Raw genomic sequence first — 15,767 nt, 5'->3', positions numbered from 1 at the left:
CCGCTCGCTCAGGGCCCCAAGCCCGTCAGGCCCATGCCAACGCGGCGTCGAGCACCTTCTCAGCCTGATGTGGACAAGTAGCCTGGTACTGCTCCTGGACCTGGCGCCACCAGCGGGCTTCGGCCTCCATGCTCACGAGCGGCTTGCGCGGGAGTGGCGCGGAGGGAACGGCCCTGCGATGGCCCCGCCTGTAGGCCACGAGAGCAGCCCTGATGTACACGCCTTCGGCCGCCGCCTGTGCATTGCGCCGCCAGTCGGGCGTGCTCTCCTCCAGGTCTGCAATGAAGTCTTCTGCGGCCGGGAGGAGTTCGGGAGGGGCGTAGTGGCGAAGTTGTTCGGCCACGTCGGCCATGGCGTGGACGCGGATCGCCAGCCGGACCTCGACCGGCATTGCAAGGTCGACAAAGCTCCGCAGCAGAGGCACGGAGGCGAGGGCACTACGGCGGCGCAGACTGCGCTCGAATGCGACATCCGGGAATGCGGCGACCAGGTCCCGGTGCAGCGGCCCGAGGTGTCTCAGCAGGCAGGCCGCCGACAAGCGGTCGGCTGCCGCGTTGCTGGTAGGAATACTGGAGCCGGACGCGAAGGCGACGAGCATGATCAATTCAAGGGCTGCTGTGCTGCGGGCGACATCCGGCCCCAGGGCGCGGAGTTCAGGGATGGCGACAGCGCCCCACAGGTACATCGTGCGGACCACGATGTATGCCGAGCAGAGAACCGTTGCGGCGGTCAGGACAGCGAGGCCGATGCGCAGCGGACGCGATGACGCGAGGCGCGTGGCGCTGCCCCACTGGTAGCCGCAAACGAGGCAGGTTGCTCCTAAGAGGAGGTAGAAAGTCGTCATGTAGGCGGCGGCCCCGGGATCGCCGGCATGCTCGACGCCGAAGTCGTGGGTGGTGTGACTCCGGTGCACTCCCGTGAGGAATACCGTCGTCATCGCGATCACTGCCATCACTGCGGCTGCCGGCACGATGCGGGCAAACCGGCGTGTCACTACAACGGCGCGCGGATCGGACGGGCCGGGCGGGCCGTAGCCGGCCGCGACGTAGACGATGAGGCAGACGACGGCGGCAGAGCTGGCGTAGTGCTCCAGCAGCACGGCGAGGTCGGTAATCGGGATACCGGCCAACCACCCCTGCACGATCGGCGTCTTCGGCCACAACGCTGCGCCATAGCAAGCGTAAGCACCGCAAAGGGCGCGCCGCTGCGTGTCCCCGCACCACAGCGCTGGGGCACGCCAGAGCGCGACGCCACTGATGAGAACCGCTATCAGGTAGTCGGCGAGGCCGGTGGGCAAGGAAGGTCCTAACTACGGCCGCGCCGGGTCAATGCGACGGGGTGGCACAGGGTTCGCTCCAGTTGGCTGACGAGGTCACCGCCGATGGGGCTGCGGCGCCGGCTGCTGAGGCGGCCGAGCATGTGCGCGCCCAGCTCGGCTTCTTCCTCTTCGACTGTGTGGTATCGGGCTCGTGCCTGGAGTACCACCTCTTCACCGAGGTGGGCGATGTGGCTGACCGCGCTCTGCGGGACGAGCCTTTTCAGTTCGTCGTGGGCGAGGTCGGTGGTGTGATCGAACAGCTCGTGCATCAACTCATGGAGGACAATGTGCCCTTCCTGGACGGCGCTTGGACGGCGGCGGTAGAAGACGAAGGTCTCCTCCCGCGTCCGAACTCGCAGACCACACGCGGTGCGCATGTCGCCGTCGTCCTCGATGGGTACCAGATGGAGCCGGCGGTCCAACTTCTCACCGACGTTGGCAACCAGACCATCGAGAGTGAACGGGTCGGGCACGGATAGGTCTGCGAGCCGCCGCTCGCACGCCCTCCGCAACTTCCTCAGCTCGAACACCCGGCCCCTCCCGTTTCGTCTGCGCGGCCGCTTCGCGCACTCAGGTCTTGCGCGGCAGGTAGCCCGGCCGGACAGGACATTGGTGAAGCCGCCCTCTGCGGCGAAAGGCTCGTAGCTCGACGACGAAATGGCCGTTTGAGTGACCGTTACGCCCCCCGCATGCCGTCGTTGCGACGCGATGCGCATGAAACATACCTGAAATCAGGTTACTTGACGTCGCTAACCGCCCATCCATGCGCCCTTCACCCCCCTGTGTCGCGGGACGTCCCGAGGAAGTGACGGCGACGCCATGCTCGAACGAAGATACAGTTTCTCGCCAGACGAGAAGCACAGGGCAAGGGGAGTGTCGAAGCCAGTGATTCCACAACGCACCTCCTCGCAGAGGCGGGACCCGCCAACAGCGCGCTCCCGGGCCACATATCCCCCAATTCGGACGCCGCGACGCATCGAGTCGGCAACCGGCGGAGTTACAGAAGGTCACCGAATCCCCCAACTCCCCCTGCTGCGACACCGACTGTCGCCGACGTCACCGTCGGGCGATTGTCATACGATCTAGATCCGTTTCATAGGGCTCCAGGTCTCACCTGATTGAACACAAAACAAACCGCGAGTATGGTTTTTTTCACCGAGGAGCATGGCATGACGGACAGGGCCCGCATCAAAACAATCTTGAGCCGGGCTCGTGAACGCACCGATGCAGAGGCGCACTACCCGGAACTCGGCCGACTGCGCATGAAGGCCGGCCTGCCGTACAACCGCTGTGAAGGCCGCGGCCGCTCGACCCGCCACCTCACCCAACGCGAGATGAGCCTGCTGCTCGGCTGCGTCTGGGAGCGCCAGGACTGGTACAAGCGGCTGGAGTTGGGCGTCCTCACCCAACCAGAGTTGTCCACGCTGCAGAGGGTCAGCACGCTCCTCTCCCTCAATCTCCACGAGTGGGAAGAGCTGCACATCGCCCTGTTCGGCCGGAAGCCCGCCGAGACGCACGCTCCCGACTCCGGCCTCAAGGTGGCCCCCGCCTGGTCTCACATCATCCACACCAGCCCCGTCGCCGCTTACATATCCAACCGGCGATGGGATGTCTTGGACTTCAACCCGCTCGCAGATCGCCTGTGGGGCGGAATGCCGGACAACGTCCTGCGCGCGCTCCTGGGCCTTCCCCACGGCCGCCATGAGCGCTCCACACACACAGGAGCTGACCGGAATTGGGGGCCGACCGCGCGCCGACAACTGGAATTGCTCGGCCTCCCACCTCAACTGCCACGCCGTAGGAACTTGGTCGACTGGCCCCACACCTGGGGCCCTGACGCCCTGTCAGGCTTGCGCAACGGTCGGGCAGTGCATCCTCATGACGCCACCCTCAGCCGTATCGAAGCCGAGGTGCGCGCGGATACCGAACTGCTCGCCCTTTATGAGGGACCCGTCGGTGGAATGCACGCACAGAGACAGGACCGGCACACCCACCCTGACGGCACCCAGCGCTTGATGTACAACCCCGCAGTCGACGAGATCGGCATCATGGAAGGCGCGGTCAGTGAACCACTGGGAGCGCCTGGAGCACGGTTGGTCTGGATGGAGTGGCGCCCCCTCGAATCAGCGAAGGGTCCGTGCAGCCTCGACTGTGCCCTTTACCACATTCATGCAAGGTGACTGAGGTCGGAGAATGCTCTCATGGCAACTGCACAAGTCGTCATCTCCCGCCCCTCTTCGCAGGCGGCGTTCCCATCGTGCTACCTGATGCGGCGGTGCACGCTCAGATGCTCTGATGAATACGGCGTCGCCGGGGCCGCAACTCTGGGCAACCAACGCCTGCTGAACGGCATTTCATAGACTGCCGTGCCTCCCAACCACCTCACCTTTGCGCCGGCGTGCACCCCTGACCGAACTGTGGCTCATTCTGTGAACGACACGCGGCCGGTGTGACCAGACCTCGAAATCAGCGTGCCTGTCAGGGGCAAGCACCACTCGCAATACAGATCGGAGCCATGTGGCCTACGCGACCAGACCTGCCGTCGTTTTCCCTGAACACCGCATCTCGACTGCGGACATCCTGAAGGAGACGGAGGCAAGCGCCCAGGACAGTCCATACCTGGAACGAGTACTGAACATGAACACAGGGGTTGAGACTAGGCACTTCGTCGCTCCCCTCGACGTTATCGCGCAGTCAGGGAGCTTGGAGGAACGCAACACAGTCGGACTCGCCGGCATGCAACAACTGTCCACACGGGCAGCAATCGCAGCCCTCGAACACGCCGGCCTTGAAGGACAGGAGATCGACGTCCTCATGACCAGCGTCACCACCGTGCAGTCGCTGCCCGGGGAAGACGTCCGGCTCTGCAACGACCCCGCTGTGGGGTTACGTCCGGACATATTCCGGATGCCGCACACCCAGCTGGGATGCGTCGGAGGCGCGCACATCCTCGCCCAGGCCGCCCGACTGGCAGATGCGACAGGAATGAGAATTCTCGCCGTCATTCCCGAGGCGCTCAGTACCGTCTACCAGCCGCGGGACACGTCGCTGACGGGGCTACTCTGGCGGCAGATCTTCGGAGACTCCGCGAGTGCCTGCGTCATCACCCCGTCCGCCGCGGTGAACGCACGCCCGCCCCGGGGCGCCTGTCTGGAGATAACTGACAGCTGGCAGTACGTCGTCACCGGCACGATGAACACCTATGAGCTGGGTCTTGAGGCTGACGGAGCCCACTTCACCTCGAAAGCCGGCGCACAAAAGGCTGTGCGGAACCTGAAGGATCCCCTGTGGAACTGGCTTGCCACATCGGAGCCTGACTGGCGGCCCGAGACGGTCATCGGTCACGCCGGGGGCCCGGAGGTACTCCGGCACATGGCCACCATGCTGGGATTTCCGGGAGATCCGCACCACCCCGACAATCCGCTCACGGAGGCGTGGACAAGCCTGAGGACGCGTGGGAATTTGGGTGGAGGCAGCGTCATGCACAGCCTCTACCTCAAGGCGAAGAGCTCCCCTCCTTCCGGCAGCAACACGCTCCTCTTGGCCATGGGCCCTGGCATTACGGGGGCGGCGGTCAAGGGTGTCTGGCTGGACACGGCGGAGAACCATTCCGCGTAGTGCACCGGGCCGAGGCCGCGTCAGGGCCGTCGCTCTCGCCAAGCGACGGCCCGCGGCCCCACCCCAGCACGGACCCGACGGACCACTGTTGCGTCATCAAGTCCACCCTCCCCCTTTGGCCAGGAACAGGATCTGAACCGGAGGACACCCTCGGCTCCTGGACGGGACGCGCCGTTGCAGCAGGGCACCTTCTCGTCGGCAAGACTTCAAGCAGGTCAATGAACACTGCCTAATGGACGTGATGGACGGCTCGGAACGGTCACCACTTCGAGCCGGTTCCCACCTTCACCAGAAGCCATAACTGTCGATTATTCGCCCTCGTAGTCTTGAGCTCGCCGAGAAAGTCTGAGCTGACGACAGAGTCCGCCAGTTAACTACAACCGGATCCACGTAAGTCAGCAGCCAGCATCAACTTCACCCACTTTGCAACAAGCTCAAGGCGGCAACACGAGCTAACTTCCCGAACCCTGAACTTTAGAATTCATCGCGGTATGACAATTTCACGCCATGCGGAAGGCGAAGCGAAACAGGTTCGGCACTCCCGGCGCTGCGCCGAAGCGCACCCGTACACCAGTATGGGCGTTTTCTGTTATTTTGCGGAATGGAATGCCGCAGAGCGAGGACTGGCGGACCTGCTAAGATTCCCCATGATTGATTTCATCGTGATGTTCGAATTGAAATCGTTCCCATGGACGTCAATAGGGGCATCGCGGTTTATCAAACATACGCGAAATGGAGAGCCTCGTGGCACGGCACGAACAGGCGGTACGCCCCCCTCAGCAAGAACGGGCACGTCAAACGCGCCTTGCCATTGTTCGCGCTGCGGCAGAACTGTTCGATAAACACGGGTACGGCGGGACAAAGATCGCAGACGTTGTGGATCGCATAGGGATGACCAAAGGGGCTCTGTACTTCCATTTCCCCGACAAGGAATCCCTTGCAGTGGCCGTAATGGAAGCCCAGATGGAAGGCCTTTCCGTTCCCCCGCAGGTGGTGAAAACACAGGAGCTGGTGGACGCGGGCTATGCACTGGCCCACCTGCTGCGGTCAGATCCTATCCAGCGGGGGGCAACCCGTCTCACAATGGACCAAGACTCCGATCAAGTGGATCGAACCAGGTCCATGCAGCTTTGGCTCTCGTTCACCGAGTCGATCTTGGTCGAAGCTCGGAAGCGGGAAGAGCTTCTTGACATCGTGGAAATCAGCGAAGCTTCCAACTACTTCGTTGGAGCTTTTGCCGGAATTCAGAATATGGCCCATGCATTCGATGATCGCACCAGTCTGGTCGACCGTTTGACAGTGCTATGGAAATATACCCTGCCATCCATAGTCCGCCCCGCCATCGTGACGAAACTCAAACTCGACCCTGCGCGTGGAGAACGCATAGCTCATGGCGCTGCCCCCTCTGACACATAGAGCTTATCGCGCCTTTAGGATTGTCAACCAAAACAGGGCGGCGCAGTGACTGGCACCTGTTCCCATCACCGCAACTTCAAACCGAGCATGAAATCCACCATCAGGTCATTTTATGCGGGCGCCAGTCGCGTGTCCTTTGGTCTGGATAACGACTCCCACAAGCTCATCAAAAAAAGATAGTGGGAGGGCTGGCCTTGCTGGAACAGCCCGTGCTCGGGCAATCGAGCCAGCACACGAAGCGGTCGTGGGAAGGACTGGGTGAACTCGATGGCCGGGGTCTTAGAAGAAGCCAGCGCATTCCGCGGAGATCTCACGAAGAGACGAACGCAACGTGCTTCTTCGTGCAGCACCGTCCTCGTCGTAAATGCGAACTGCTGAAGTAACCCGGCACGGCCACAGCTGACAGTCAATGCCGTCGCGATCGGGGCCAGCTGTGGCGTCGCCTGCCGCAATTGGGGGACGTCGACGTTCTTCGGACTCAGGCTGGAGCTACCAGCCAGGCAGCAGCCCCGGCAGACAGCGGGGACCGATGCGGCTCGGTCAGCGGCCACGAGCGCCGGCTGCGACGGACACCACGGGCAAGGTGTCGGCGCACGTCGCAACTACCGAGGGGCACGGGGAGATCAGACGTACGCGGCCTCTGCAAGGCTCGGAAGCCCTCGAACCTCGGGTACCTGGCCTCTGCTTCGTCGATCTGTATCGGAGCTGGGCATCGACGCCGCAGCCCAGCTTCGTTGGGACAGTGGTCGCTTGCGACGACTCCCGCATTCGCGTGGCACTCCGAACTAAATTTCCAAGAATCTGTGCCTCGAAGTGAATTTGCCATGTCACAGCTATGAGCGGGGCCTGGGGACGGAGGCGAAGGGATTCTCTGTTCTGAAGTCCTCTCTGAGTAAGTACCAGTGCTGATAGAAGGTGCTGGCGGCTGACAGTATGAGCTGGCGTGTCGTAGCAGAAAATTGCTTTCCGTCACGCCTGGCCAGAGTCGCCAGATGCATGGCGAATTGCTGAGCATGTTCTTGCCCCAGCTCCAAGGGGTGTATGCCGCATTGTCTGGCGAAATTCACAAGCACTCTGAACGAGCGGATGTATGAGCGTTGGGTGTTGACGCTGGGGTAGCGTCCGATCCAGTCAGCCGCCACATCCGGCAGAGGGTCGTCGGCGCCGTAGAGTTCGACCAGGTACTCGTGCAGTTCCTTTGCGTAGTGTGAGGCTGTTTGCACCGTCACCCCTTGCGCTCAAGGTGCTCGGCCCAAATCCGAGCACCACGGTCTGCCGCGAAGTCGAGGTTGATGATCACACTGGGTACTGCGAGCGCCGGGAGAAACAACTCATACAGCCTCACACTCTCCCTCTCGAAGGCACTCAGGTCACCATCAATGGCGCTGGTAAGGACAGCCAGCCCTGCCCAGGCACCAACCAACACACGGCAGACCGATGCAGGATCCACATGTGGCAGCAATTCACCCACTTCGCGTGCCTCGGCGAGCTGACTGGAGGTTACTTGTGTCCAGGCCGGCCACGGAGTCCCATACGTCTCTCGCGCCGTGTGGTGCATCGCCAGGTGGAGCGCGGCGCGCAACGCCGGCTCCCGAGAAAGCCGGTAGGACAAGACCATTCCCGTGTCAACCCAGGTCTGAAGCTTGCATTTCTGATCTTGAACCACTCCGGTGCCGGTCAGTGTCGAATCAAGAATAGCCTGCGCCAATTTCACCTTCGTGGCGACCGGACCATCGCTTTTGAAGTGGTGATAGAAGGCCCCCTTTGTCACACCCGCGACTTCTATGATCTCTGAAATTGTCGCTTCACCAAAACCATAGCGATCGAATACTTTGCCCGCCGCTTCCAGGATGCGCTCCCGCGTCCTCACAGCTCGAGCTTGCATTGGTCGAGTAGATTTTTCCGCGTTCATATTATGCCTAATTCGGTTGCACTCTTCGACCCCGAATGGCCTCGTGTGCGTATGGAGAAATGTATGCACATATCGAGAATGCAACGACTGCAACCGCAGCTGCACCCTCACGGAGATGCTAATCAGTCATTTTTCAAACAGCGCCTCCTTGAGCCACGGATGAACATGCTGCATTTTCGTTACACATTGGGGTGGCGTAGTCCCGCGGATCGCCGGAATCCTAAAAAGGGGTCCGCCGTGAAAACATCCAGAACCCCTAGTCGCGTTACGCAGAGCTTCTCGCTGTAGCACTGCGTAACGAGACTTCGGGGATTCCGTCGGAAGAAAATAGCCGAGGCGGACGGTTTTTCGCCACCTCCTTCCCGGAACGGAGGGAAGAATGCTCCGATGCGGCGGGCCCGCACCAGAGGGGGCATGACCCCCAATCCCTCCCCAATCGAGCTATTTCAGCAGGTCAACAGGGCCCGAGCGGTCGCGATGAACTCGCCGAGTCCGATGACGGCCGTCACCTACCGCGCAAACTCACCCTCAGAAATACAAGACCGCTGGGTCTTTTTTGCCCCTCTGCCTCCTGTTGCTGTTTGTAGCCGAGTGTTCACCTGGGGACGGATGGGATGGCGATCGTGGGGAGTGGGATTCGGAAGTCCTGCCGGCGGCCGTGTCGGGGGCTGGGCAAGGACATGCGGTCGCTGCCGATCGAGCAGCGTTGACGTTGAACCACACCGCCGGCGGATTCCACAGGAACAGATCGGCTTCCTGCGACGAGCGGAGCGTCAGTTGCGCCTTCCGGCGGCCATCGCGCCGAACACCTCGGTGCACACCGACCGGTGGCCAGCGGCGCGATTCCTCGGCGTACAGACCAGGCAGCGAGTCTCTCGTGGAACACAGGCGGCCACCAAGGTGGCGCTGGTGCCCCGGGTGGCGAATACCGCGCGCCGTACTTACGCCTCGCCCGGCGGATCCGGTGGGAGCGATCGGTGAGCGATTCAGTAGCTACTACCACGTGCGATTGAAATAGGGTGTCTCGTGGAGGTGACCCCTGTGTCCACGGAGAACGCGCTGTTCAGCGCGGTCGATGCGCTGCTGGAGCAGGTCGTGCGGGACGACCTGCCGCCGCCTGCCGAGCGCAAGAGGCTGCGCGAGGCCGCGGGGCTGAGCCAGGCCCAGATCGCCAACGCGCTCAACGCGCGCAGGGAGGCGGTCGGGAACTGGGAGCTGGGGAAGACCGAGCCACGGCCGCCGAAGCGCGCCGCCTACGCCCGGCTCCTGGAGGGCCTCGCCGAGCGCTTCCCCGCCCCGGCCGCCGAAGCGTCCCCCGCGGCGCCCACGGTGGAGGAGGCATACACCGAGCCAGCCCCCGTCCCGCCCGTACCGGGCCCGGCTCCGGGGCCCGCACAGTCGCCCTCCGCTGCAGCGGGCCCGGCGCCGACGCCTGTTGAACCGTCGACGCCGCGTCGCACGGCGGCGAGGAAGCCGACGGCCAAGCCCGCGCCGGCTCCGGCCCCGGCCTCCACCGATGAACGGTTCGCCAACGGCCCACTCGGCGTGCTGGACGGCGACGGATCGCTGTACTGCGTCGGCGGTCTGATCCTGGACAGCCCTGCCAAGACCGTCCCGGCCCTGGTCGACTGGACCCTGGCTGAGGCGCAGCTCGGCGCACCTAGGCTGCACCCCTCGGGCAAGGATGCCGATCCGCTGATCGTGCTGACCGCCGCGGCCGCCGAGCGGCTCGGCCTGCCACTGGAGTTGGCGGACCGCCGCGGGCTCCGGCTTCCGGAGGACCACAAGGTCGTCAAGCAGCTCGCCCGTGCGAAGTGGCAGCTGACCCGGCGCGGCTTCGGCCCATGGGCCCGCGTCTACCGCCCGGCCGAGGGAGGCCGCCGGCAGTGCGTGCAGCTCGCGATCCTGCCCTGGGGCGCGCTCGATTCGCGTTCGTGGGGCAGCACCGACCAGTTGGAGCCTGCGGATATCGCTCGCGTGCTGGGCACCTACGCGGCCCGGGTCATCACCCCGCGCGGCTCGACCGCGGTCTGCGGGCTGGAGGCGATGACCGCCTTGCGGCCACCGACCCGGGCCGTCAGGGACGCCGAAGCCGGTGGCTGGGTCTCGGGTCCCGTGCCCGGTTCGCTGGCCGAGGCGGTCGACCCGGCGCCGGTAGAGGCGCCGGACGAGCACCCTGTCGCCGCCGCCCTCTACCCCCGTGGTCACCAGCGCACCCCGGCCGAGGTGCTGGACGAGGAGGCGTACGAGTGGATCCGTGACCCTCAGCTGCTCACCGACGCCGAGTGTGAGCGGGGCTTCGCGGTCGGCATCGACGTCAACACCGCCTTCCTCGCCGCCGCCAACCGCCTCGTCGTCGGCCTGTCCGGCCCGGTGCACGTGAAGGCGCCGTCGTTCGACAAGAAGACGCCCGGATCGTGGCTGGTGGACCTGTCCGGCATCGAGCTCGACCCGCGTTTGCCCAGCCCCTTCACCCCGCACGGAGTCCGGCCTGAGGGCCCGGCCTGGTACGCGACGCCGACCGTCGCCTACGCCCAGGAACTCATCGACACCTACCGCCTGCCGGTGACCCTCCGGCCGTTCGAGGCATGGATCCGCACCGAGACCGGCCCCTACCTGGACCCCTGGTACAAGCGCATCAGCGAGGCCTACAAGGCAGCGATGGCCGACCTCGGCGTCACCTCCGACCTCAACGGGGCCGAGTTCCTCACGGCGATGGAGCGCCACAAGGCCACTGACCCCGCACTCGCCGCGGTGCTCTCCGCGATCAAGTCGACGGTCAAGGGCGGCATCGGGAAGCTCCGGGAACGCCCCCAGGGCGCCGGCTACAAGTTCGGTGAGCGGTGGCCTGCCCTGGAGCGGCCGACCTGGCGCCCGGACATCCGCGCCGCCGTCATCTCCACCGCCCGCGTCAACATGCACCGCAAGATCCTCAAGACCGCCCTGGCCGCACAGCAGGCCCCGGCACCTTCCGGGAACCTGGTGCTCGGCCCGGACGCGCTGCTCCCGATCGCCCTGCTGTCGGACTGCGCCGTCTACCTCTCCGACGGGCCCAGCCCGCTGGACTTCCTGCCGCACACCGCCGACGGCAAGCCGGCCCCCGGCAGCTTCCGGCTCGGCGTCAGCCCGGGAATGGTCAAGCACGAGGGCACCCAAGAGCTTCTGTGGGCCGTGCAGATGCTCGACGAAGGCCACAATCCCGCCCGGCACATCAAGGGCACCGACGCCGCCCTCGGCGGAGAGTAGGAGCCAGCCGTGGGCATCATCGCCGACAGCCTGGAGAAGGCCGCGGAAGCCACCGCCACCCGGCCCATCCCCAAGAGCGCGGGCGCGCAGATGCGGTTCCTGGTCAAGCAGCACAAGGGCTCCACCAAGGCCGTCGCCCAGCTGTTGGGCATCACGCAACGCACGGTGGAGCGCTACGTCAAGGACCAGATCCGCCGGCCCCGCCACGAACTGGCCGCCCGGATAGAGCGCGAGGTCCGCAAGCGCTGGCAACCCCGGGTACGTCAAAGAGCCCAGCAGCGAGCCGCCCAGAGGACCGGCATCACGATCGAGACCCGGGCACGCTTCGGCTTCACCGCAGCCCCCGGCACGACCGATGACGGGCGCATCCGGCTGATCACCCAGCACCTTCCCCCGCCGTACGCCGCGCGGCTCTTCGACGCCCAGACCGCCGGCGCCACCGAACAGCAGCTCCGGAACATCGCGGCCGAGGGCCTGCAGGAGATCTACTTCAAGGACAGCGGCCGCCGCGCCGACGGCCTGCTGGTGGAGTTCACCGACATCGACTACGTGGAGCTCGACTTCTGACCGGGCGCATGCGTGGGGGCCTGGAACCGATTGGTTCCAGGCCCTTTGCGCGTCTCCGCGGGGGACGGGAACCCACGCATGCTCCCGGCAACGACGAGTTCGGACAGGTTACGCACGGCAACGCAGGCCGTGATGCTTGGCTGGCTGAATTCACACATTGCGGTTCCGGCTCGCCTTTGTGACGCGATTCCTCTGAGTGCCCGACCGCCTCCGGGGAGGTCGGGCCCCACCGCCGGATGGGATGACCCGGCGGCAGAGGTACGCGGGTGTCCAACTTCCGAGGGTTGTGGACGCCCCCTCGCAGGAGAAGCATCCAGGAGGGCGACCCGGCGGCTCCGTGCCAGGTCAGGGAGAGGACTGCCGGCGGATCAGATGCCAGTTGACCGTCTTCGTGGACAGCACCGACGCGAGGTGGGACCAGTTGTCGTCCTCCCGAGGGGCCGGCCGCTACAGCCGCGCGGAGCCGACGTTCTTCAGCCGGGGCCTCACCCAAGCGCGAGCCATACGTTGAACAGCACGTAGATGCCCGCAAGGGACATGGGCGCCAGGACAGCGGTGGCCAGTCGTGCCTTGCGGTAGCGACGCCGGTACGGCAGCAGCCAGCTGATCAGCAGCGAAGCCACGGGGATGACGAGTGCGTAGGTGCACACATTGAGGATGAGCGAAAAGCCTGGCTCGTTGCGGTCGTCGTGGCATGCGTTGCCGCACATCGCAGAAGTCATCAGGACGAGCCAGCCCAGCACGAGTCCTTCGCCCAGGAGCACGGCGGTCGAGATTGCTGGGGCAGCGACAGCCGCGGGCTCTCGGTCGTTGCCGGTCGGGTGCGCCCGCTCGGCTCCATGCAGGTATGACCTCTGATCCATGTGCAGCAGGTAATCCGCTGCAGCGGGCGCGCGCATGAGTCCCGGTACTCAACTCGTACGCACTGAAGCGGACATCGCCTCACGAACCCGCAAGGGCTACTGCCTGAGGCATGCGACTGTGTGCGGTCAGAGGGGCCTTGCCGATGCCGGGTGAGCAGTGACACGGCGGGCTGCTCACCCTCACCGAACTCGATCCGCAACGCCCGCACGATGACGCGCTTCCTCGACCGCCGTCGCGTGGCGCGAGAGGACCCCCGCCAGCGACCACAGCCGCCCGCAGCTGGTTGACCTCGGGATGCAACGCTTCACGACGACGACGTCATATCGATGCTGATCTGGAAGCCCAGTTCCTCAAAGCCCAACGCGGCTGTGGCATACGGGAAGCGGGACGCCGCGCACGCCATTGCGGTAGCAGTCCGGCGCGAGGGCATGCGCGATCGTCGCTGCGCCCGCCACATCCGCCGGCAAGGAGCTGCGCTGCGCGGCGGCGTGCGGCGCGTCAGCCGGCCAAGACTTGGCGCCGCAGCATCACAGGCCGCTCCCGTCCCTGGGGCACCGAAGCGGGCTCGTTGCGGGATGCCAGTCACCCGAAGGGATTGTCGGGGAAGCGGCTCGTGACTGCTGCCGGCTCAGCTGCGAGAGCGGGCGTTGTAGGGGTGATGTTCGGTGCGGGAGCTGATACCTGCTGCTGCTTGACGCCGGGTGGCAGGAAGCAGGGGGTGGTGACGGAGAAGACCAGTTCAGTGGCTGGCATGTAGCTCTCCACGGAAACAAAGAGGTTGTCGTGACCTCCCTTGGCGTCCAGCAGGGCGTCCGATTTGTCTTCGCGGTAGCCACTGATTTTGTAGTGAGAGTCTTCGAGCTTCTTGCGCATGACGCGAAGGGCCTTGCCGTGCTCGTCTCCGGGAAGCTTTGCCCGCACGGAGTAGGTCAGGTCGAAGCGTCCGTCGCTGGCGTGCTCATGGTTCTTGCCGAAGCAGTCGCGGAACTCCTTGTTCACGGTGCTGTCCTCGACCTTGAGCGAGTACTGTCCGGCCAGCGATTCGGCCAGCCCTCGGGCCAACTCTTCGGCGTTGTCCCTGCTCTTGACCGGCAGCGGATCGTTCTTTCCGGAGTCGTTCATGCATCCTCCTGATGCAAACAGGGCAATTACGAGCAAGCCGATGCGTCCGGAATGCCGGATCCTGCACTTCACCGCGGTGTTCCCTCAGTCTTGGGCGATACCTTCGGGGGTACGTGGTAGTCACCGTCGCTGGGGCGTTTCCCTGCGATGATGCGCCCTTGGTTGGCCAGGCTTTCACTGCCTTCGTCCCAATAGCCACCGTGTCCGGAAGTGTCCACCTCGAATACTTTGCCCCCGAACTCCCTGTCCGCGGGATTTTCACCCAGGGATTTGTCCGAGGCATCGGTGGAGACTACGTCATCCGGTGCCCAGCCGGCCCAGACGTGGCGAGGGTCCATGTGCAGGTCCTTGGCGTGGTCCACCGTCATTCCGGGGCTGCCGACCGAGACGATGTCGTCGGCATCGAGGCCATGACCACCAGCTGCGCCGGCGCCCACGACTGTCGAGCCGTAGCTGTGTCCGAGCACAGTCATATGGGCGCGCTCTCCCCCGTGCGCCTCGCGCAGGCCATGGGTAAAGCTTCGCAGGTCGCCCGCCGCAGGATCTGCACGGCCCGTCGTCACCATGCTGCCGTCGACCTCAGGGGCGTCGTATCCAAGCCATGAGATCACCGCAGTATTGCCGCCGCCCTTGTCCTTCGAGGCCTGCTGGAGCCGATCTATCCGGTCGACCTGCTCGTCGAGGTTTGTCAGGTCGTTGTCGGTGCCGGGCACCTGCACAGCGACGTTGCGGGCATTATCTGGGTTTCCCTGGGAAATGACTGCCCGTCCGTCTCCTTTGGTGTCGATCCCCAATACGTACCGCTGCTTGCTCGCGTCGTTGCTGCCATCGGCCTTGTCGAGTGCATCCTGCAGTTTCCGTAGACCGTCGTACTGCCGCTGGTCGTGGATGCCCAGCTCACCCTTCTGCCTCTTCATCTCGTAGTCCGCCAGCGAGAGGTCCACCGTCTTGCGGTTGGCCTCGTCACGGTCCGCACTGGGAATGCCGTCCAGCCACCCGATCTTCTCGGGGTAGGCGTCGATGTACTCCTGCCGCTCCTGTTCAGAAAGGCCCGCCCACCACTTGGCGTTCTCCTTCGGGTCCTTCTTCGAGGGGATGGAGTCCTCGTCGAGGTGGGAGAAGCCTGCGGCCTCACGGGCTGCATCCTTCGCCGCCTGGGCGCCGTAATCCTTGTCGAGAGTGAAGGCGTCGATCTTCTGAAGGAGCTGCATCCCCTTCCAGTCGGCGGTACTGGCCTCGTCGAGGGCGAACTGGATTTCGTTCTTGTAACCCTCCATCACCGCGACGCGCACGGCATGGTCTTCCTGCGCTTCTTCATCGGCGTTGCCGGTGGGGCAGGAACTGCTGTCCGTGACGTTGCCGTGGTCATCGACGGTGAAGCCGTCGGCCTCGGCCGCGCGCACACTCTGGCGCAGCTGATCCTGGGCCGACTTCATTTCGACGTGAACGGTGTCCAGGATGGTGGCGATGGAGGTGACGTCGGACTGCGCGGTGCCGAGCTGGGTCTCACTGTCCTCCATCTTCACGAAGGCGTAGCGGGAGTCGACGCCCTGCCACCCACTGGCGTGCAGCGGGCCGGTCACCTTGTGCCGATGCCGGACCTGGGCCTCCTCCAATGACTTGGCCAGCTTTCGCCAGGACCTGACTGCGGCTTCGAGGTCGGAGAAGTCCTGCTTGAGCAGTTCCTTGAAGTTTTCGGGCACC

Annotated in this window: 12 protein-coding genes; 6 read left to right on the top strand and 6 right to left on the bottom strand. The window is 64.7% G+C overall.

The window, feature by feature from the left end:
• Window positions 1-25: 25 nt before the first annotated feature.
• The gene (locus ACFV1J_RS21320; protein WP_385860405.1) at window positions 26-1,297 is read right to left on the bottom strand and encodes an MAB_1171c family putative transporter; all 1,272 of its coding nucleotides are present in this window, start codon (window positions 1,295-1,297) and stop codon (window positions 26-28) included.
• A gap of 62 nt (window positions 1,298-1,359) precedes the next feature.
• Here ACFV1J_RS21320 and ACFV1J_RS21315 point away from each other — a divergent pair, with 62 nt between their 5' ends.
• The 4 genes from ACFV1J_RS21315 (at window position 1,360) to ACFV1J_RS21300 (ending at window position 6,352) form a co-directional block, all read left to right on the top strand.
• Entirely contained in the window at window positions 1,360-1,797 is a 438-nt protein-coding gene (locus ACFV1J_RS21315; RefSeq protein ID WP_385860403.1) for a hypothetical protein, read from the top strand.
• Between the two features lie 690 nt (window positions 1,798-2,487).
• Window positions 2,488-3,498 (top strand): hypothetical protein, encoded by a 1,011-nt coding sequence (locus ACFV1J_RS21310; RefSeq protein ID WP_385860401.1) that lies wholly within the window; start codon window positions 2,488-2,490, stop codon window positions 3,496-3,498.
• A gap of 337 nt (window positions 3,499-3,835) precedes the next feature.
• Window positions 3,836-4,936 carry a hypothetical protein gene (locus ACFV1J_RS21305; RefSeq protein ID WP_385860399.1) on the top strand — a complete coding sequence of 367 codons (1,101 nt, stop codon included), beginning with the start codon at window positions 3,836-3,838 and terminating at the stop codon, window positions 4,934-4,936.
• Window positions 4,937-5,668: 732 nt separating this feature from the next.
• The gene (locus ACFV1J_RS21300; RefSeq protein WP_385860397.1) at window positions 5,669-6,352 is read left to right on the top strand and encodes a ScbR family autoregulator-binding transcription factor; all 684 of its coding nucleotides are present in this window, start codon (window positions 5,669-5,671) and stop codon (window positions 6,350-6,352) included.
• A gap of 833 nt (window positions 6,353-7,185) precedes the next feature.
• Here the strand turns inward: ACFV1J_RS21300 and ACFV1J_RS21295 are convergent.
• Window positions 7,186-7,494, bottom strand: coding sequence for a phage integrase N-terminal SAM-like domain-containing protein (locus ACFV1J_RS21295; RefSeq protein ID WP_385860497.1), 309 nt, complete (start codon window positions 7,492-7,494; stop codon window positions 7,186-7,188).
• An 83-nt stretch (window positions 7,495-7,577) separates the two neighbouring features.
• Entirely contained in the window at window positions 7,578-8,222 is a 645-nt protein-coding gene (locus ACFV1J_RS21290) for a ScbR family autoregulator-binding transcription factor (RefSeq protein ID WP_385860395.1), read from the bottom strand.
• Between the two features lie 1,083 nt (window positions 8,223-9,305).
• Between ACFV1J_RS21290 and tap the strand changes: the two genes are divergently transcribed.
• Both tap and tpg read left to right on the top strand, forming a co-directional pair.
• The gene (tap, locus tag ACFV1J_RS21285; protein WP_385860393.1) at window positions 9,306-11,510 is read left to right on the top strand and encodes a telomere-associated protein Tap; all 2,205 of its coding nucleotides are present in this window, start codon (window positions 9,306-9,308) and stop codon (window positions 11,508-11,510) included.
• A 9-nt stretch (window positions 11,511-11,519) separates the two neighbouring features.
• Entirely contained in the window at window positions 11,520-12,077 is a 558-nt protein-coding gene (gene tpg / locus ACFV1J_RS21280) for a telomere-protecting terminal protein Tpg (protein ID WP_385860391.1), read from the top strand.
• A 485-nt stretch (window positions 12,078-12,562) separates the two neighbouring features.
• Here the strand turns inward: tpg and ACFV1J_RS21275 are convergent, their stop codons facing one another.
• The 3 genes from ACFV1J_RS21275 to ACFV1J_RS21265 all read right to left on the bottom strand — a co-directional run bounded on the left by ACFV1J_RS21275 (window position 12,563) and on the right by ACFV1J_RS21265 (window position 15,766).
• Window positions 12,563-12,976 carry a hypothetical protein gene (locus ACFV1J_RS21275; RefSeq protein WP_385860389.1) on the bottom strand — a complete coding sequence of 138 codons (414 nt, stop codon included), beginning with the start codon at window positions 12,974-12,976 and terminating at the stop codon, window positions 12,563-12,565.
• Between the two features lie 547 nt (window positions 12,977-13,523).
• The gene (locus ACFV1J_RS21270; RefSeq protein ID WP_385860387.1) at window positions 13,524-14,063 is read right to left on the bottom strand and encodes a hypothetical protein; all 540 of its coding nucleotides are present in this window, start codon (window positions 14,061-14,063) and stop codon (window positions 13,524-13,526) included.
• A 68-nt stretch (window positions 14,064-14,131) separates the two neighbouring features.
• A complete protein-coding gene (locus ACFV1J_RS21265) occupies window positions 14,132-15,766 on the bottom strand; it encodes an alpha/beta hydrolase (RefSeq protein WP_385860385.1) in 1,635 nt (544 codons plus the stop codon).
• Window position 15,767: the final 1 nt, after the last annotated feature.

Origin of the sequence: Streptomyces sp. NPDC059649 (genome assembly GCF_042734445.1) — a bacterium.
GTDB lineage: Bacteria > Actinomycetota > Actinomycetes > Streptomycetales > Streptomycetaceae > Streptomyces.
Note: the sequence above shows the minus strand (reverse complement) of the source record. Positions and strands in the feature narration are given on the sequence as shown.

Coding starts and splice junctions, on each gene's coding strand:
- ACFV1J_RS21310 (WP_385860401.1), top strand. CDS start 2,488: ATGACGGACAGGGCCCGCATCAAAACAATCTTGAGCCGGGCTCGTGAA.
- ACFV1J_RS21300 (WP_385860397.1), top strand. CDS start 5,669: ATGGAGAGCCTCGTGGCACGGCACGAACAGGCGGTACGCCCCCCTCAG.
- ACFV1J_RS21275 (WP_385860389.1), bottom strand. CDS start 12,976: ATGCGCGCGCCCGCTGCAGCGGATTACCTGCTGCACATGGATCAGAGG.
- ACFV1J_RS21270 (WP_385860387.1), bottom strand. CDS start 14,063: ATGAACGACTCCGGAAAGAACGATCCGCTGCCGGTCAAGAGCAGGGAC.